Below are 21,244 nucleotides of genomic sequence, written 5' to 3'. Positions count from 1 at the left end.
CATCTACTGTCAGCTTTCACAGTTTTTTAGTGCTTAACGAAATAAAATCAAAGTGAGCTCAACTCATTTCTCTCCCGAATGGATAGGCCGATACGTCGGCGTCCCTCAAAATTCCGTGTCGCCCACCGGCACCTTCAACCCATCCAGCCACCACGCGGCGAAGCTGAACACATCGGGGGCCTTGAGGATCGTGAAGTGATTGCCCTGCCCGTGCCACACCGTCAGGTTGGCGACCAGGCGGCGCCAGCCTTCGATCGTCGCCGCCTGCTCGCGCTGGTTACCCGACTCATCCAGCGCCGGATCATCCACCACTGCCAGCCGTACGGGTCCGGCGTAGGCTTGTTGCGGTTGATAGGGGGTGCGCAACGCTACGGCAAAGGTCCGTACCGGCCCGTGCATCGCTTGGGGTGAGGATCGTTCGGACAACACCCCGGCACGTACCATTCCGTCGTGCAGCAGACGCAGTTGCGTGACATCGTCTGCCTCAGCGAAGGCCAGCGGGTCAATGCCCAGAGACTTGCCACAGGACAGTTGCAGCGCGTCGATCAGCCTTTGCAACGCAGCGGTGGCGGTATAGGCCTTTCCTGCCAGGCCATCGTCGCCGGGCACCTCGCTGTCAATCAGAGTCAGGGAGGCGACCTCTCGTCCGCCGGAGTGCAGCCGGGCCGCCATGGCGTACGCCACCCAACCTCCAAACGAATGCCCGATCAAATGGACAGGGCCCGCCGGGTACAGTTGCTCGATGGCGCGGACATAACACGCCGCAGCCGCTTCCACCCGGCTATGGGGCACCGCCATGTCGTCGAGGCCACGGGGCTGCAGGCCAAAGATCGGCCATTCGGGCCCCAGGGCCTCGGTCAGATGAATGAACCCCGTGGCGCCGTCACCCGCCCCGGGCACGCAGAAAATCGGCGTATGCCCGAGGTGTCCGCTCTGGATGGTCAAGAGTGGTTGATACACCTGGGGTGGCGGGGGCGCCGCCTCTTGTAATGCCTGGTAGATGGCATGGCCCAGATGCTGAATATGAGGGGACTTCATCATGCTCTGGTGATCGCCCGGTACGTCTATGCAACGCACCCGGTCCGACGACAACTCCTCGACCCAACCCAGCGACGGGCTCAACTGCGCCATCTCGGCGCGGCGCTCCTGAGCACGGAACAGATGCACGGGTTGGTGAATCGGATTGATCCGGTAATGGGTCAATGCATGCCCGTGGGCGACCTCGCGGTCCAGGTAATGCCAGATGTCGGCAGACGTCGCTGCGGCCAACTCGGGTTCCAGCAACTGCTGTTCGCGGCAGCGCTTGAGCAGATCCTCGAAATCCATTCGCGCCATCTCGGCCTCGAGACGCGCCAAATGGGCCAACTCCGCCTGTTCGCCTGCACCCTGCGTCGTCCAGTGGGCCCTGCAGTGCAACAGCAACTGGCGCTGATGGACTTGTTCGTCACGCCAATATGCCGGGGGCTGGCCCGCCAGACGCGGCACATAGCTGTCGATCAGTCCGACAAACGCGACGGTTTCATCCATTCCCAGCAACTGCTGGGCGACTTCATAAGCCAGCACGCCACCGAACGACCAGCCTGCCAGGCGATAAGGTCCATGAGGTTGTACCGTTCGGATAAGGCCTACCAACCGCGCGGCCAGGCACTCCATGGTGCGCAGCAAAGGTTGACCCGATTTGATGCCGGGCAAGCCGTAGATCGGGAACTCACCACCGATGTGCATGCTCAGGGCCGGGAAATACAGGTCCCTGCCGCTGAACTCATGCACCAGGAACAACGGTGTACCCCGCCCTGAGGCGCGCACGGTGATCAATCCGTCCGTCTGCTCAACGGCGCCACTGCGCCGGCTCAGCAACTCGCAGACGGACTCGACGCTGGCATGTTGGAAGAGCTCGGCCAGAGAAATGTCCAGATCCTCACTGCGCATCAGGTTGACCAGTCGGACCGCCAGCAGGGAATGCCCGCCCAGCTCGAAGAAGTTGTCATGGCGCCCTACCCGTTCCAGCTGCAGCACCTCGGCCCACAGTCCGGCAACGCTGGCCTCCAGTGCATTAGCCGGGGCCTGATAGGCCTGGCTGGGCGAGGCTTCCCACGTGGGGTCGGGCAGCGCCCGGCGATCCACCTTGCCATTGTTGTTCAACGGCATCGCGTCCAGCCGCACCCACGCCGAAGGCACCATGTAGTCCGGCAGCCGCGCTTGCAGATAGGAGCGCAGCGCCGCACTGTCCAGTGTCTCGTCATGCACGGTGAAATAGGCCACCAGACGCATCGATGCCTGCGCTTCTTGCCGTGCCACGACCACGGCCTCCTTGATCCCTTCACAGCCGAGGAGACGGTGTTCGATTTCACCCAGTTCAATGCGAAAACCACGGATTTTCACCTGATCGTCATTACGCCCCAGGCATTCAAGCTGTCCCGACGCAAGCCAGCGCACCAGGTCGCCCGTGCGGTACATCTTCGCCGCGGGTGCAGCACTGAACGGGTCGTCGAGGAATTTTTCGGCTGTGAGCTCCGGCCGGTTCAGATACCCCAACGCCACCCCCAGGCCGCCGATGTACAGCTCGCCGGTCACGCCGGTCGGTACCGGTTGCAGGTGCGCATCGAGTACATAGACCCGGGTGTTACCGATGGGTCTGCCAATCGGCACGCTGTCGGCGTACTCCGCCACGTTGCGCACTTCGAAGGTAGCGGCATAGGTGGTGGTTTCGGTCGGGCCGTAGCAATGCACCAGACGCAATGCGGGCGCCTCGGCCAACAATCGGCGGAAAGCCGCCGGGTCACTGCGCTCGCCACCACATAGCAGGATGCGCAAGCCCTTGAGCGCTTGCGGGATCAATTGTACGTACTGGTTGAACAGAGCGGTGGTCACGAACAGGATCGTCGCTCCGCTTCGACTCAACTCATCGCCGAAAGCGACCGGGTCGAGCAATGTCTCATGGTCGATGACGACCACCTGGCCGCCATTGAGCAACGGCCCCCAAACGTCCATGGTACTGGCATCGAACGCGGGGTTAGAGGCGAATGCCACGCGATCCCTGGCATTGAAATCGGCGTAGCCGTTATTCAGCACCAATCGGCCGACGGCCCGGTGCGGCACTACCACGCCCTTGGGGACGCCGGTGGAACCGGAGGTGTACATGATGTACACCGGTGACTCGGAGAACTGCAGCAACTGCGGGTCATGTGCCGGTTGATCTTCAAGGACCAGGGTGTCGAGGTCGATCCGCGGCACCGTATCGGATGCCGCCTCGCTGCGACGAGAGAGTAACGCCACCGCACGGCAGTCCTGCAGCATGAACGCTAGCCGTTCGGACGGAGCATTGATATCCAGCGGCACATAGGCCGCCGCACACTTGCTCACCGCCAGCTGCGCGATCAGTAGGTCCAGGGAGCGTGGCAGCAGGATCGCCACATGATCGCCAGGCTGCACGCCGTGTCCGATCAGATAGTGAGCCAGCCGATTGGCCCGGGCGTTCAGTTCGCCGTAGCTCAGCGACTGCGTCCCGTGCGCCGCCGCCACGACCTGGGGATGATCCGCCGCACGCAGTTCGAACAAACGGTGCACCGTCAGGGCTTGCGGGTATTCATGATCGGTGGCGTTGAACCCGACCAGCAGTGTGTGCCGCTCCTGGTCGTCCAGCAGCGGCACCTGTTCCAGCGCCGCCTGATCGTTATCGACCATCGCCTGCAACAACCGCTCGAAGTAACCAACGTACCGCCGCACCGTCGATTCATCGAACAGCGCCGTGGCGTACTCCAGCGAACCGCCAATGCCACCCTGCCCTTCACTGAGTGTCAGTGTCAGGTCGAACTTGGCGAAGTGGCTCGGCTGTGCCACGGGCTCCAGCGTCAGGTCCCCCAGAGCCAGGGCCGGGCCATCGCTGCTGCGCCAGTTAAGCATGGTCTGAAACAATGGGCTGTGAGCCAGGCTGCGCACCGGCCGGGTGATTTCCACGACTTGCTCGAACGGCAAGTCTTGATGGGCCTGGGCCTCCAGGATGCGCGCCTTGACCCGCGCCAGGAATGCCCCGACGTCCTGCCCTGCGGACGTTTCGATACGCAGCGCCAGGGTATTCACGAACAATCCGATCAACCCTTCGACTTCGGCCCGGGTGCGGTTGGCCACCGGCGAACCGATCACCACTTCGCTCTGCCCCGACAGCCGAGCAAGCAACAACGCCCAGGCACTCAGCATCACCATGTACAAGGTCACGCCATGCCGTTGGCACAACACCTTGAGCCCGGCACTGAGGCGCTCAGGCAGCCAGACCTCGACGGTACTGCCGGCGTAGTCCATTTGCGCAGGTCGTGGACGATCGGTCGGCAGCATCAGCAGGGCCGGTGCGCCATCCAACGCCTGTTGCCAATACGCGCTCTGCTGACGCAAGACTTCACCGCTCAACCAGCGTCGCTGCCACACGGCGTAGTCGGTGTACTGCAACGTCAAGGGTGGCAGCGGATCGGCTTCGCCACGGCTGAAAGCCTGATACAACGCCATCAGCTCGCGAGTCAGTACGCCCATTGACCAGCCGTCAGCGATGATGTGATGCAGGGTCAGCAACAGCACATGATGGTCATCGGCCATGCGTACCAGACGCCCACGGATCAGCGGATCGTCCTGCAAGTCGAAAGGAATCGACGCCTCGCCCTGGACCAGGGCCTGCAAGGTTTCATCGGCCTGCGGATGACCACGCAGGTCTTCAACCCGCAACAGCAGCCCCGCCTCGACCGGCGCGATCAGCACCAGCGCCTCGTCGTTGAGACGGGTGAAGCGGCTGCGCAGGGTGTCATGACGCGCGACGATCCGCGCCAGCGCCCGTTGCAGGGCATCGTCATCGAGCCGACCGCGCAAGCGCAGGCCGATGGGGATGTTGTACGCGGTGTTGGCGCCCTCCATCTGCGCCAGGAACCACAGGCGTTGCTGGGCAAACGACAACGGCAACGATGCCTCACCTGACACTGGGACAATGGTCGGTTGCGAGCTCCGCGCGGCATCGGCCAGCACCTGCGCAACCGCACCAAGCTGCGGGTTGGCAAACAGCTCGCCCAAGGCCAGCTCGACGCCCAGCCGCTGCCGGACCTGAGACACCATGCGCATCGCCAGCAGCGAGTGCCCGCCCAGTTCGAAGAAATGATCCTGACGCCCGACCCGTTCAACTTGCAGCAACTCGCTCCAGATCTGCGCCAGGCAGGTTTCCAACTCGCCCTCGGGCGCCACGTATTGGCGGGTGAAGAACGCGGTAATATCGGGTTTGGGCAAGGCCTTGCGGTCAACCTTGCCATTGGCGGTCAACGGCAGCGCGTCGAGTCTGACGAACGCCGTCGGTACCATGTATTCCGGCAAGCGGGTCTGCAATTGCGCACGCAACTCATCCACCGGTCGCACGTCGACTCGCGCCTGCTCGGTGAAGTAAGCCACCAGCCGTGGCTGTCCGGGTTGATCTTCACGGACCAGCAACACCGTTTCCCGGATGTCCGGTAGTTGATTGAGGCAGTTCTCGATCTCTCCGAGTTCGATGCGTACCCCCCGGATCTTGACCTGGTCGTCGTTACGCCCCAGATATTCCAGGCTACCGTCGGCGCGCCAGCGCGCCAGGTCGCCGGTGCGGTACATCCGCGGGTGCGGCGTCGTGTCGAACGGGTCCTGCAGAAAACGCTCGGCGGTCAGTTCCGGTCGATTCAGGTAACCCCGGGCAACACCGGCACCGCCGATGTAGAGCTCCCCCGGGACTCCGACGGGCACTGGGCGACGTTGTTCGTCCAGCACATAAACCCTGGCGTTGCTCACCGGCCTGCCGATGTGCAAGGCATCGCCCGCCTCGACCTTCCCTGAGGTGGCGACCACCGTGGCCTCGGTCGGACCATAGTTGTTGATCACATCGAATGACTGGTTGCGTGGGAACTGGCGCAAGCGGTCGCCACCGATCAATAACGTGCGCAAGGTCGGGTGCCCGAGGTTCTGGCTGAAGGCGTATTCGGCAATCGGCGTGGGCAGGAAACTCACGTCCAGTGGTTGCGCGCGCCACCAGTCAAGCAGCGCGTCGAGGTTCTCGTTGCCGTCCCGGGGCGGCGCCAGGTGCAAGGTCGCGCCGACGCACAGGGCCGGCCAGATCTCCCAGGCCATGGCGTCGAAGCCGAACCCGGCAAGGCATGAAGTGTGACGACCGGCACACAGATCGAACGCCTCGCAATGCCAGTCCAGCAGATTCGACAGCGTGCGGTGTTCGACCATCACGCCCTTGGGCAATCCGGTAGAGCCCGACGTGTAGATCACGTAAGCCAGGTGCTCGGGCGTCAAGTCGCCGACCTGAGGGTCGCAAGCCAGGCTGAGCGGCCAACTGCGTCGATCCAGATCGATCACCGGCACGGCCTGAGCCGGCAAGCGCTCACGCAAGTCAGGCTGGACCAGGATCGCCACCGGGGCGCTGTCACTGAGCAGATAACCCAGGCGCTCGGTCGGATGGGCCGGATCCACCGGCACATAAGCGGCGCCGGCCTTGAGGATCGCCAGCAACCCGATCAATGTATCGAGCCCACGGCGCGCGACAATCGCCACGCGATCATCGGGCCTCACGCCCAGAGCACGCAGATGATGGGCCAGTGCATTGGCGTGCAGATTCAGTTCGGCATAGGTCAGTTGCTCGCCCAGGAAAACCGCCGCCACGGCCTCGGGCCTCGCGGCCACCTGCGCCTCGAAGCGCTGATGGACCGTCAGCCCACGCGGGTAATCCGCCTGGGTGGCGTTGAAACCGACCAGCAGTTGATCCCGCTCGGTCTGCGACAGGACCGGCAGTTGATCGATCGGCGTATCCGGCGCCTGTTCCAGGGCCACGGACAGATGCTCCAGCGCACACTGCAGATAGGCGCAGATCCGCCGCGCCCCGACGTCGCCGCTCGCCAGCAGCGTCAGGCTGAAGGCCTCACCCAGGTCGTCGACGCTCATGGTCAGTGGATAGTTGGTGCGCTCTTCGGCCCGCAAGACCTCGATACCGTCCCAGGCCGCCAACGTTTCTGCATTCGTCGTGGAGGCACTGTGTCGATAATTGAGCAAGGCACTGAACAGCGGCGTTGGCGCCACCACACCGCTGCAGCGCTGGGCCAGGGCCAGCGGCGCATGCTCATGCCGCATCAGCGTGCTCAAACGGGAATGAGTCGCCATGACGGCCGCACGCACATCCCGCGCGCCCATATCCACCCGCAACGGTAGAGTGTTGATGAACAGGCCCAGCGCCCGATCCCCCGCTTCGGCACCTCGCATGCGGCCCATCAACACGGTGCCGAACACCACCTGCGACTGACCGGTCAGCACGCCCAACACCCGGGCCCAACCCAGGTGAAACAGGCTGGCGGCGCTGACACCAAGCTGCCGCGCCTGGGTCCGCAAGCGTTGGCTCAATGGCAGGCCGAGCGGCAGACTGAACTCTTCAATGCCCGTGCCATCGCCCTGCACGTCCTGCAAGCCAAACGGTAACGTCGGTTCTTCGATATCACCGAGCATGTCGCAAAAGAACGCTTCGTGCTCCACCTCGCCGATGCCCAACCGCGCCTGAGCGACATAGTTGCGAAATGGCACCGGGCGCCCCAACTGCGCACCGCGCCCCGACAGACAAGCCTGCATTTCCTGGCTGACCACTGCCAGTGCATTGTGATCGAGGGCCAGGTGATGGAACAGCAGGATCGCAACAATGCGCTGACCACTCTCGTCCCAGGCATGTACCAGATGTAACAGCGGTGCCCGGGTCACGTCGAGACGGAACCGCCGGGCGTCGAAGCGCTCATGCAACTGCGCGAGCGCATCGCCTGCGCCGACATCCAGGGCCACCCCCTCCAGAGGCAACTGCACCTTGCGCAGCACCACCTGCAACGGCGTATCCAGGCCTTCCCACAACACGGCGGTGCGCAGAATGTCGTGACGATCGATCACCGTCTGCAGGGCCTGAACAAACGCCTGGAAACGCTCGGCATCGGCAAATGCAAATTGTCCCTGGTTGACATAAGGATCGCCCTGCCCGGCGCTGATGTGATGGTAAAGAATGCCTTCCTGCAAGGGCGTCAAGGGATAGATGTCCTGTACATTGGCCGCGCCACCGGGGATGCCTGCGACCAGACGGTCCAGAGTGCCCTGGTCCAGCTCGGCCAGGGGCAGCATCGCCGGGATGATCCGCGTGGTACCGGGAACAATTCCGTTGACAGGCACGTTGGCACGTCCGGTCTCGACCCGTGCGTTTCGCGTCATGGCGGCAAAAGCAGCCAGGGTCGGCTGTTCGAACAAGGTGCTGACATCCGCCGCCAGCCCCTCCTGATGCAAGCGCCCGATCAGGCTGACGGCCAGCAGGGAGTGCCCGCCCAGCTCGAAGAAGTGATCGTGACGGCCGACACGTTCTACGTTGAGGGTCTCGGCCCACAACCGGGCCAGATTGATTTCGGTTTCACCGACAGGGGCTTCATAGCCGCGTGTGATGACCGATGTCAGATCCGGTGACGGCAATGCCTTGCGGTCGAGTTTGCCATTGGGGCTCAGCGGCAGCGCGTCGAGGCGCACGTAGGCCAGCGGCACCATGTGACCCGGCAGGTGTGCCAGCAGGTAGGTGCGCAGCGCCTCAAGGTCGATCGCCTGCCCTGGCAAACAGGGGGTGAACCAGGCCACCAGGCGCTTGTCCCCCGGCACGTCTTCACGGACCAGTACCACCGCCTCGTTCACCGTCTCGTGCTGGACAAGCCGGGCTTCGATCTCCCCCAGCTCGATGCGCAAGCCGCGGATCTTCACCTGATCGTCGTTACGCCCCAGGTATTGCAGGGTACCGTCCGGCAGCCAGCGGCCGATGTCGCCAGTCTTGTACAGGCGCGCATCGGCCCGCTCGCTGAACGGGTCGTCAATGAAGCGTTCGGCGCTCAGTTGCGGTAGGTTGAGGTAACCGCGCGCCACTCCGACACCGCCGATATGTATCTCGCCGGGCACGCCCAGCGGCAGCAACTGACCGTGGCTGTCCAGCACATGCAACTGCATGTTGCGGATTGGCCGGCCAATAGGAATCGATCGGTTCCGATAGGTGTCCAGGTCGTTGTCGACAGTGTGCCAGGCGACCACGTCACTGCACTCGGTCGGCCCATAGCTGTTGATGACCACCGGCCGTGGCAGCGGCAGCTTCTCCAGCATGGAGAGCTGGATCGGCTCGCCGCCCAGGACCACCCGCCTCAGGCAAGTCAGCGCGTCCTGCCGGTCGGCATCCACCAACGCATGGAAGGCGCTGGGGGACATGTTGAGGTGGGTGATACCCGCCTCGGCGATTTGCGCGACGATGGCACCGGGATCGAAGGGCTCTGCGGCAAGGTGTAACGAGGCACCGACCATCAATGGCGCGAGGATGTTTTTCTGAGTCAGGTCGAAGTTATAGGACGAGGCCAGCAACACCGCATCGCCGGCGTGGAAGCCCAGGTCATCGAGGTACCAGTCCAGCAGGTTTCGCAGACCGCGGTGCTCGACCATCACACCTTTGGGCCGTCCCGTGGAGCCGGAGGTGTAGATCACATAGGCCAGATGGGCCGGCGTCAGGTCTGCCACTGGCGGGTTGTGGGCCGGTTCGGTCTGCCAGACGCCGGCGTCCAGGTCGATCAATGGCACCGGCCCGTGGGACAGGAGTTCCCTGGTAGCGGCTTGCGTCAGCACCGCGATCGGTGCGCTGTTTTCCAACATGTAGGTCAGCCGGTCCTCCGGATAGGCGGGGTCCAACGGTACATACCCTCCGCCAGCCTTGAGCACTGCCAGCAGGCCGACCACCATGTCCGCGCTGCGCTCGACACAGATCGCCACCCGTGAGTCCGGCTGCACACCCCGCTTGCGCAGGTAATGGGCCAGACGATTGGCCCGCTCGTTGAGCTCGCGATAGCTCAATGACTGGTGACCCTGCACCACCGCAACGTCATCCGGCGTGCGCTGCACCTGGGCCTCGAACTGCTGGTGGATGGCCGGGGCCTGCGGCTCGATGGCGTCAGCGCGACAGAATTCGTCCAGCAACTTGCGGCGCTCGCTTTGCGGCAGGATCGTCACCCGGTGCAGGGGAGCATCCGGTGCTTGCTCCAACATCCCGACCAGACTCTCCAATGTCTGTTGCACATAACCGCAGAGGCGTTGTGCACCGATGTGCGCCAAGGTCACGATGGTGAAGCTGAACGCCTCGCCCTGATCGTCGACATTCAATGCCAGCGGGTAGTTGGTGCGCTCCTCGCCGCTGAGCATCTGGATACCGCTCCAGGCCGACGACGCCCCGGTCGAGTTCTGTACGCGGGTATGGCGGTAGTTGAGCAAGGCGCTGAACAATGGCGCCGGCGCTTGCACGCCGCTGCAACGCTGGACCAGTGCCAGCGAGGCGTACTCATGCCCCAGCAAAGCGGTCAACTGCGCGTGGGTCGCCTTGACCCCGGCGCGCGCGCCCTGCTCGCCCAGGCTCACGCGCAACGGCAGGGTATTGATGAACAGGCCCAACGCCCGGTCGGCACCCTCGCCGCCCTGCATCCGCCCCACCAGCACTGTGCCGAACACCACGTCGTCTTTGCCGGACACTTTGCCCAATACCAGGGCCCAGACCAAGTGATACAGGCTCGCCGCGCTCACGCCCAACTGACGCGCCTGCGCCCGAAGTCGACGGCTCAGGTGCGCATCGACGTTCTGGCGAACCTCTTCGATGCCGCTGCCGTCGCCCTGCACGTCCTGCAAGCCGAACGGCAAGGTCGGTTCGTCGATATCGCCGAGCATGTCGCGGAAGAACGCCTCGTGCTCCTGCTCGCTGCTGCCCATTCGCGTCTGCGCGACATAGTTCCGGTAAGGCACCGGCACGGGCAACGCCTGGCAAGGCCCCGACAAAATGACCTGCATTTCATCGCGCACCACCTCAAGGGCGGCGTGATCCAGGACGATGTGATGAAACAACAGTATTGCCGCGACCCGCCCTTCACCCGGTTCTCGAGCGTATATCAGACGAATCAACGGGGCCTGGGCAAGATCAAGGCGATAATCGCTTGCGCCTGGACGCGCCTGCAACTGATCGAAAACCGAGCCCGCCGCCGTTTCGGACACCCGCTCCTGCACCGCCAGAGTGGCCTCGCGCCAGACGACCTGCACCGGCGCGCCCAGGCCTTGCCAGAGCACGGCGGTACGCAGAATGTCATGCCTCGCCATGACCTGTCGCAACGCGTTGGCGAAGGCCTCTACTCGCTCGACGCTGTCGAAAATCAGCCGTGATTGCAGCAGATACGGATCTCCCGTTTCCGCGCTCAAATGGTGATAAAGAATCCCCTCCTGCAACGGCGCCAGCGGGTAGATATCCTGCACATTCGCCGCTCCGCCCGGCACCGTGGCGACGATACGGTCGATGGCTTCCTGATCCAACTGGACCAGCGGCAGCATGTCCGGCGTGATGCGGGTGCACTCGGCGGGGATCCGGTTGGCCGGCACCTCGACTTCACGACCGCTGCCCACCGCCGTCGCCAGCGCCGCCAGGGTCGGTTGACTGAACAGCCGTCGCACGTCAGCGCTCAAGCCGATCTGGCGCATGCGCTCGATCAGGCTCACCGCCAGCAACGAGTGCCCGCCCAGTTCGAAGAAATTGTCGTGACGGCCGACCTGCTCGACCTTCAGCACATCCGCCCAGATCCGCGCCAGGGCGATTTCGACAGGGCCTTGCGGTGCCGCGTATTCAGCACTCGGCCAAGCGCTTTGATCCGGCTCGGGCAAGGCTTTGCGGTCAAGCTTGCCGTTGGCGGTCAGGGGCAAGGCCTCCAGCCGCACATACGCCGCTGGCACCAGGACGTCCGGCAAGCGGGCTTGCAGATGAACCCGCAGGTCCTCGATCACCACCGGACTGCGCTCGGTGAACCACGTCAGCAGACGCTCGTCACGCACCAGCACCACCGCGTCCTGCACCCCGTCATGGCTCAGCAACGCCGCTTCGACTTCGCCCAGCTCGACCCGCACGCCGCGCAATTTCACCTGGTCGTCGTTGCGCCCCAGGTACTCGAGCGTGCCGTCGGCCAACCAGCGGGCCAGGTCGCCGGTGCGGTACATCCGCGCCTGAGGTGCTTCGCTGAACGGGTCATCGAGGAAGCGCTCGGCGCTCAGTTCCGGCCGGTTCAGATACCCCCGCGCCACACCCGCGCCGCCCACGTACAGCTCACCGGCCACGCCCACCGGCACCGGATGCCGATGGGCATCCAGCAGATAAACCCTGGCGTTGGCGATGGGCCGGCCGATGTGCAACACCTGCCCGGCTTCGACCCGGCCAGAGGTGGTCACCACCGTGGCTTCGGTCGGTCCATAGTTGTTGATGACGTCGAAGGTCGGGTTGCTCGGCAACTGCCGCAACCGGTCGCCGCCGATCAGCAGCGTGCGCAAGGTCGGGTGGCGCAGCCCCCGGCTGAAGGCGTATTCGGCCACCGGCGTCGGCAGGAACGCCACCTGCAACGGTTGCGCCTGCCACCAGCCCAGCAGTTCATCCAGGTGTTCACTACCGATCGTGGACGGCGGCAGATGCAGCGTTGCGCCGACACACAAGGCCGGCCAGACTTCCCAGGCCATGGCATCGAAGCCGAACCCGGCGACGCTGGCGGTGTGGCTGCCGGCGCGTAAGTCAAAGGCCGCGGCGTGCCAGTGCACCAGGTTTTCCAGGGTCCGATGTTCCACCATCACCCCTTTGGGCTGGCCGGTGGAGCCGGAGGTGTAGATCACGTAGGCCAGGTGCGCCGGCGTCAGGCCGGGCCTTTGCGGGTTGCTGTCGGGCAGGTGCTGCCAGTCAGCACTGTCCAGATCCACCACCGGCACGGCACCCAACAGGTCCCGGGTCGAGGCCTGCGCGAGCACCGCCAGCGGCGCGCTGTCTTGCAGCAGGTAGGCAATGCGTTCCGCAGGGTAAGCTGGATCCACCGGCACATAGCCGGCCCCGGCCTTGAGAATCGCCAGCAGCCCCACCAGCATCTGCGGGCCGCGCCGGACACAGATCGCCACGCGGTCGTCCGCTTGCACGCCCAGGCCGATCAGGTGATGGGCCAGGCGATTGGCCCTGGCATTGAGCTCAGCGTACGTCAGCCGCTGCTCACCGGCCTGTACCGCGATAATCTCTGGCAGGCGGCGCGCCTGTTCTTCGAATCGGACGTGGATTGTCTGTGCCTGGCCGTACTCGACAGCAGAGGCATTGAAACCGCAGAGCAACCGCTGCTGCGCCTGTTCCGACAGGATCGACAGCTGATTCAACGGCTGTTCCGGTGCTGTCTCCAGTGCCGCCACCAGGTTTTCCAGAGTCGTCTGTAACAAATCGATGACCCGCTGCGCACCGACAGTGACACGGGACAATACCGTCGCCTTGAATCCGTCCTCCAAGTCGTCGACGCTCAAGGTCAGCGGGTAATTGGTGCGTCCCTCGAAGGTGAGAATTTCGATGCCTTGCCAGACCTGCCCGAGCGCTTGCCGCGCATGACGGGTGCCGTGCCGATAATTGAGCAGCGCGCTGAACAACGGCTGCGGCGCCGCTACGCCACTGCAGCGCTGGGCCAACGCCAGGGAAGCGTGTTCGTGTCCGAGCAGGGCCGTCAGCCGCCGGTGGGTTCCTTGGATGGCCTCACGTGCCGGCTGTGCGTCCACATCCACCCGCAACGGCAGCGTATTGATGAATACCCCCGGTGTCCGGTCGGCTCCCTCGCCGCCCTGCATCCGACCCAACAGCACCGTGCCGAATACCACCTGCTCCTGGCCGGACGTCGCCGCCAGCAGTTGTGCCCACGCCAGATGGAACAGGCTTGCCGCGCTCACCCCAAGTCCGCGCGCCTGGGCTCGCAGGCGCCAGCTCAAGCCATCCGGCAGGGCCAACGACGACATTTCGATATCGTGCCCCTCACTTTGTACGTCTTGCAAACCGAACGGCAAGGTCGGTTCATCGATCCCGCCGAGCATCTCTCGGAAGAACGCCTCGTGTTCCTCGGCACCGACACCCAGCCGGGCCTGTGCCACATAGTTGCGGTACGGCATCGGGGCCGGCAAGGAATCGGCCTGGCCGAGCAGGCAGGCCTGCATCTCCTCAAGCACCACCGTCAACGCCGTGTTATCCAGGACGATATGGTGGAACAGCAAGATCGCGACCACTCGCTGCCGTGCCGGGTCCTCGGCGTACACTAGGCGCAACAGTGGGGCCTGAGCCAGATCGAGACGGTAATGGCGTGCGTCGAAACGGGCCCGCAGTTGATCAGGAACGTCGCCGTCGGCCGGGTCGACCACCACTGGCTGCACGGTTAACTCCGCATGGCGCCACACCACTTGCTGCGGGCTTGGGAGGTCTTCCCAGACCACACTCGTGCGCAAGATGTCATGGCGAGAGATGACCTGCTGCAAGGCATCGGCGAAGGTGTGCAAGCGCTCGACACTGTCGAAAGCCATGCCGGATTGCAGCAGGTAGGGATCCCCCGACTCCGCACTCAAATGGTGATAAAGAATCCCCTCCTGCAACGGCGCCAGCGGGTAGATATCCTGCACATTCGCCGCTCCGCCGGGCACCGTGGCGACAATGCGATCGATGGTTTCCTGATCCAGCGCCACCAGCGGCAGCATATCCGCAGTGATATGCGTGCACTCGGCGGGGATGCGGTTGGCCGGCACCTCGACTTCACGACCGCTGCCCACCGCCGTCGCCAGCGCCGCCAGGGTCGGTTGACTGAACAGCCGTCGCACGTCAGCGCTCAAGCCGATCTGGCGCATGCGCTCGATCAGGCTCACCGCCAGCAACGAGTGCCCGCCCAGTTCGAAGAAATTGTCGTGACGGCCGACCTGCTCGACCTTCAGCACATCCGCCCAGATCCGCGCCAGGGCGATTTCGACAGGGCCTTGCGGTGCCGCGTATTCAGCACTCGGCCAAGCGCTTTGATCCGGCTCGGGCAAGGCTTTGCGGTCAAGCTTGCCGTTGGCGGTCAGGGGCAAGGCCTCCAGCCGCACATACGCCGCTGGCACCAGGACGTCCGGCAAGCGGGCTTGCAGATGAACCCGCAGGTCCTCGATCACCACCGGACTGCGCTCGGTGAACCACGTCAGCAGACGCTCGTCACGCACCAGCACCACCGCGTCCTGCACCCCGTCATGGCTCAGCAACGCCGCTTCGACTTCGCCCAGCTCGACCCGCACGCCGCGCAATTTCACCTGGTCGTCGTTGCGCCCCAGGTACTCGAGCGTGCCGTCGGCCAACCAGCGGGCCAGGTCGCCGGTGCGGTACATCCGCGCCTGAGGTGCTTCGCTGAACGGGTCATCGAGGAAGCGCTCGGCGCTCAGTTCCGGCCGGTTCAGATACCCCCGCGCCACACCCGCGCCGCCCACGTACAGCTCACCGGCCACGCCCACCGGCACCGGATGCCGATGGGCATCCAGCAGATAAACCCTGGCGTTGGCGATGGGCCGGCCGATGTGCAACACCTGCCCGGCTTCGACCCGGCCAGAGGTGGTCACCACCGTGGCTTCGGTCGGTCCATAGTTGTTGATGACGTCGAAGGTCGGGTTGCTCGGCAACTGCCGCAACCGGTCGCCGCCGATCAGCAGCGTGCGCAAGGTCGGGTGGCGCAGCCCCCGGCTGAAGGCGTATTCGGCCACCGGCGTCGGCAGGAACGCCACCTGCAACGGTTGCGCCTGCCACCAGCCCAGCAGTTCATCCAGGTGTTCACTACCGATCGTGGACGGCGGCAGATGCAGCGTTGCGCCGACACACAAGGCCGGCCAGACTTCCCAGGCCATGGCATCGAAGCCGAACCCGGCGACGCTGGCGGTGTGGCTGCCGGCGCGTAAGTCAAAGGCCGCGGCGTGCCAGTGCACCAGGTTTTCCAGGGTCCGATGTTCCACCATCACCCCTTTGGGCTGGCCGGTGGAGCCGGAGGTGTAGATCACGTAGGCCAGGTGCGCCGGCGTCAGGCCGGGCCTTTGCGGGTTGCTGTCGGGCAGGTGCTGCCAGTCAGCACTGTCCAGATCCACCACCGGCACGGCACCCAACAGGTCCCGGGTCGAGGCCTGCGCGAGCACCGCCAGCGGCGCGCTGTCTTGCAGCAGGTAGGCAATGCGTTCCGCAGGGTAAGCTGGATCCACCGGCACATAGCCGGCCCCGGCCTTGAGAATCGCCAGCAGCCCCACCAGCATCTGCGGGCCGCGCCGGACACAGATCGCCACGCGGTCGTCCGCTTGCACGCCCAGGCCGATCAGGTGATGGGCCAGGCGATTGGCCTGGTGGTTCAGTTCGTCATAGCTGAGGCTGTATTCACCCTGTACCGCCGCCAGCGCCTCGGGGTGCGCCTGGACTTGCGCTTCGAACAAGCGTTGTACCGTCTGCGCTACGGGATAATCGCGGCCAGTGGCGTTGAAACCGGCCAGCACTCGATGGCGCTCACCCAGTGACAGGATCGACACTTCGTGCAGGGGTGTGGCCGGATTGTGCGCCAGTGCTTCCAGCAAATGGTCCAATGCGGTTTGCAGGTAATCGCAGACCCGCGCGCCATCTACCTCGGGCGGTGCCTGAACACTCAACCGGAACCCTTCGCCCAGGTCGTCGACACTGACCACCAGCGGATAGTTGCTGCGCTCTCGGGAGCTGAGCACATGGATGCCGTCCCACTCGATGTCCGCCTTCTGCGGCGCACTGTGGCGGTAATTGAGCAAGCTGTTGAACAACGGCAACGAACCCGCGACGCCGCTGCACCGTTGGGCCAGCGCCAGCGACGCCTGTTCGTGCTCCAGCAACCGGGCCAGGCGTTCATGGGTGGCGCGCACGCCCTGTTCTACCGTCGATGCGCCGACGTCGACGCGCAACGGCAAGGTATTGATGAACATCCCCAGTGCCCGGTCGGCGCCCTCGCCGCCCTGCATCCGCCCCAGCAGCACGGTGCCGAACACCACATCCTGGCGGCCCGATAGCTGCGCCAGCACCTGTGCCCAGGCCTGATGCACCAGGCTGGCGACACTGATCCGCAGCCGTCGTGCCTGCTCCCGCAGACGCTCGCCCAAGCCCGCATCCAGCGTCAGGTGACTGTCGACGACTGCGCTACCATCGCCGTGCACATCTTGCAGACCGAACGCCAGCGTGGGTTCGTCGATATCGCCGAGCATGTCACGAAAGAATGCCTCATGGGCCTGTTCGCGGCCCGCCTGCCGTGCCTGCGCGACATAGTTGCGGTATTGAACCGGCGCGGGCAGCGTTGTGATGTGACCATGGATTGCATCGCTCATCTCGGCCACCAGCACGTCCAGCGCGGTGTGATCGAGCACGATGTGGTGCACCAGCAGCATGCCGACCCAACGGTTCCGCCGTGGGTCTTCGGCGCAGGCAAACTGCATCATCGGTGCCCGACCGAGGTCCAGCCGAGAGTGCCGCGGATCGAAGCGCGCCGGGAGCTGCTGTAGCACGTCACCGTCCGCCGGATCGGTGTCGACACGTTCCAGCACCAGCGGTGCCTCGCGCCAGACCACTTGCACAGGTGCTTCGAAACCTTCCCAGAGCACCGCGGTTCGCAGGATGTCATGGCGAGCGATCACGTTGTTCAAGGCACGGACAAAGACTTCGATCTGCGCCAGGCCGTCGAAGGCGAACTGCACCTGCAACACGTAGGGATCACCGGCGTCAGCGGTGGCCAGGTGATGATAGAGAATCCCCGCCTGCAGAGGCGCCAGGTCATAGATGTCCTGTACGTTGGCGACGCCGCCGGACACGGTTGCCACCACCCGGTCGATGCCGGCCTGGTCCAGGGTTGCCAGGGGCAACATGTCCGGCGTAATGCAGGGACAACCGGGCTCGATGGGATTGACCGGCACTTCCACGGTGCGGGAACGGCCCAGGGTCGCCGCCAGCGCTGCCACGCTCGGCTGACCGAACAACACGCGCACGTCACAGTGCAGGTCCCGCTGACGCATGCGCTCGATCAGCTTCACCGCCAACAGCGAGTGACCGCCCAGTTCAAAGAAGTTGTCGTGCCGGCCGACCCGGGAAACGCCCAGCAGGTTCTGCCAGATATCGGCGATACAGGCCTCGACTTCACCCTGCGGAGCCTCATAGGGGTGCCGGACAAAAGCATCACTGTCCGGGGGGGGCAGGGCCTTGCGATCCAACTTGCCGTTACCGGTCAACGGGAACGTCTCGAGCTTGACGAACGCGCTCGGCACCATGTAGTCGGCGAGCGACACCAGCAGTTGTTCGCGCAATCGGGCAACGCTCGGTTGTACACCGTCATCAGCCCGCCAGTATGCGACCAACCGCGGGTCACCGGGGCTGTCCTCACGGGCAATCACCACGGCTTCGCGGACACCCTGGCAGGCGGCCAACCGCGCCTGGATCTCACCCAGCTCAATGCGAAAACCACGGATCTTCACTTGGTCATCGTTACGCCCCAGGTATTCGAGACTGCCGTCAGGTAGCCGACGCCCCAGATCGCCAGTGCGGTACAGGCGTGCGTCGGCGCGGCCGCTGAACGGATCGGCGATAAAGCGTTCGGCGGTCAATTCCGGCCGGTTCAGGTAACCCCGCGCCACACCGGCGCCACCGACGTACAGCTCGCCGACCACCCCCACCGGCAGCGGCTCGCGTCGGGCATCCAGTACATATAACTGCAAATCGGGGATGCGCACGCCGATAGGGCTGGCGCCGACCCGCTGCGCATCTGCCGCCTCCAGCGGTCGATAGGTCACGTGCACCGTGGTTTCGGTGATGCCATACATATTCACCAGACGCGTACCCGCGTTGGCGATCCGGGCGTACCAGGGTTTGAGCAACCCCGTTTCCAGGGCCTCGCCGCCGAAAATCACCTCTCGCAGGGAATGCTGCAATGGGCTGCGCCCCTGGGCCGCGAGCAATTGTCGGAATGCGCTCGGCGTCTGGTTGAGAATCGTCACGCCGGTGTCGCACAGCAGTGCGTAACACGCGTCCGGCGAACGAACCACCCGCTGCGGCACCATCACCAATGCTCCGCCGAAACTCAGCGCCCCCCAGATTTCCCACACCGAAAAATCGAACGCGAACGAATGGAACAGCGCCCATACATCCTGCCGGTTGAACCCGAACCAGTCTCGGGTGGCCGAGAAAAGTCGCGTGACGTTGCGATGCTCGACCATCACCCCCTTGGGGCGCCCGGTAGAGCCTGAGGTGTAGATCACATACGCCAGGTGGGCCGGGGTCAGCCCGACAACGAGCGGATCGCCGGTGGGCCCGGCCTGCAAGACATCGTCGTCGAGATCAATCTGCGGCACGCCGGAATCGGCGACGCGGTCCCGCGTATCGGCCTGAATCAGCACCGCCACCGGCCGACTGTCCTGCAAGGTGAAGGTAATACGTTCCAGGGGATAAGCCGGGTCGATCGGGACATAACCGGCACCGGCCTTGAGCACACCCAGCAGGCCGATGATCATCTGCGGCCCACGCTCGACACAGATCGCCACCCGATCGTCGGGACGAATCGCCAGGGACAGCAGATGGTGGGCAAGCTGATTGGCGCGACGGTTCAAGTCTCCATAGCTGAAGGTCCGGCCTTCGAAAATCAGGGCGACGGCCTCCGGCCGAGCTTGCGCATGGGCTTCGAATTGCTGATGGATCAACGGTGTTTCGCGCCACGGCATCAACGGTGCATTGACGCCATGCAACAGCTGTTCACGTTCGCTCGCCGGCAGGATGTCCAGGCTGTGCAGCGGCGCATCTGGCGTGGCCTCCAGTGCCTGGGCCAGGCTTTCCAGCGCGGTGTGCAGGTAGCGGGTGATGCGTTCGGCCCCCAGGCTCGCTTCCACCAGTACGGTGAGTCGCACATCCTGCCCAAGGTCATCGACATTGACGGTCAGCGGATAATTGGTACGTTCCCGGGCGCCCAGCACCTGGACACCCGGGGCGATCTCGATCACCTCGGCGACCTCCTCGACCGTGCTGTGACGGTAATTGAGCATGGCACTGAACAACGGCGTCGGCATGGCCACCGCGCTGCAACGCTGGGCCAATGCCAGCGGGGCCTGCTCATGGGCGAGCAAGGCGGTCAGGCGCCGGTGGGTCGCCAGTACGCCGGCTCGGACACTGTCCTCGCCAACATCCACCCGCAGCGGCAGCGTATTGATGAACATCCCCAGGGCTCGTTCACCGCCCTCGCCGGCCTCCATCCGTCCCAACAGGACGGTGCCGAACACCACCGCCGTACGTCCGGACAACTGTCCCAACACCCGGGCGAGCGCCAGGTGCAGGAGGCTGGTGACACTGACGCCGAGCTGACGCGCCTGCGCTCGCAGCCGCCGACTCAGGTCGCCGTCGAGCATCTGCCGGGCCTCTTCGATGTCGTGGCCGTCGCCATGGACGTCCTGTAGACCAAAAGGCAGTGTCGGCTCGTCGATGTCAGCGAGCATGTCGCGAAAGAACGCTTCATGGTTCCGCTCGGCATCCGCCTTGCGGGCCTGGGCCAAGTGATTTCGGTAGGGTACGGCAGGCGCCAGTCGATCCGTCTGCCCGAGCAGGCAGGCCTGGACTTCCCGCCGGACCACGTCGAGGGCGATGTGATCCATGATCAGGTGATGAAACAACATCAGGCCAACGACTCGCCCCTGCACCGGATCGTGGGCATACACCAGGCGCAGCAACGGTGCCTGGCGTAAATCGAGACGGAAATGACGAGCATCGTAACGGGCCAGCAGTTGGCCCAGCGCATCGGCGTCATCGTCGAGTTCGACCTCCTCGCACACCAGCGCAGCCTGACACCAGACCACCTGCATCGGCTCATCCAGGTATTCCCAGGCGAAAGAGGTCCGCAGGATATCGTGGCGCTCGATCACCCAGCGCAGGGCCTGGGCGAATGCACCCAGGTGCTCGCGGCTGGCAAAGGCGAACCGCGCCTGGGATACGTAGGGATCGCCTTCAGGCGCGCGGAGATGGTGATAAAGCATGCCCTCCTGCAGCGGCGACAATGGGTAAATGTCCTGCACATTCGCGGCCCCGCCCGGAACGGTGGCGACGATACGGTCGATAGCGGCCTGGTTCAGGTTCGCCAGCGGCAGCATGTCCGCGGTGATGCGAAAGGCCGGACTCAGCCAGTCGCCACCCTGGCTGGCGACTAGCTCCAGCAGTTGCGCCTTGTGTTCGGCGAGAGCCTCCCAAAGTGCGTCATCCAGTGAATCGTCGCGGCCTTGGACAACCAGGGCCCCATCTTCCTGTTGAAGTCGGATCGCATGGCTGGAAAGAACCGCCATCAGGTCGTGGAATTGCATGGGACAACCT

1 protein-coding gene is annotated in these 21,244 nt (G+C 64.5%); it reads right to left on the bottom strand.

What is annotated here, in order from left to right:
• Positions 1-105 precede the first annotated feature (105 nt).
• Positions 106-21,234 (bottom strand): non-ribosomal peptide synthetase, encoded by a 21,129-nt coding sequence (locus tag LCU97_RS04235; RefSeq protein WP_232775649.1) that lies wholly within the window; start codon positions 21,232-21,234, stop codon positions 106-108.
• Positions 21,235-21,244 lie beyond the last annotated feature (10 nt).

The sequence above is a fragment of the Pseudomonas uvaldensis genome, from assembly GCF_021271205.1.
Lineage (GTDB): Bacteria > Pseudomonadota > Gammaproteobacteria > Pseudomonadales > Pseudomonadaceae > Aquipseudomonas > Aquipseudomonas uvaldensis.
Note: the sequence above shows the minus strand (reverse complement) of the source record. Positions and strands in the feature narration are given on the sequence as shown.

What these genes read in the sequence shown, in the direction of transcription:
- LCU97_RS04235 (WP_232775649.1), bottom strand. Translation starts at nt 21,234, where the DNA reads ATGCAATTCCACGACCTGATGGCGGTTCTTTCCAGCCATGCGATCCGA.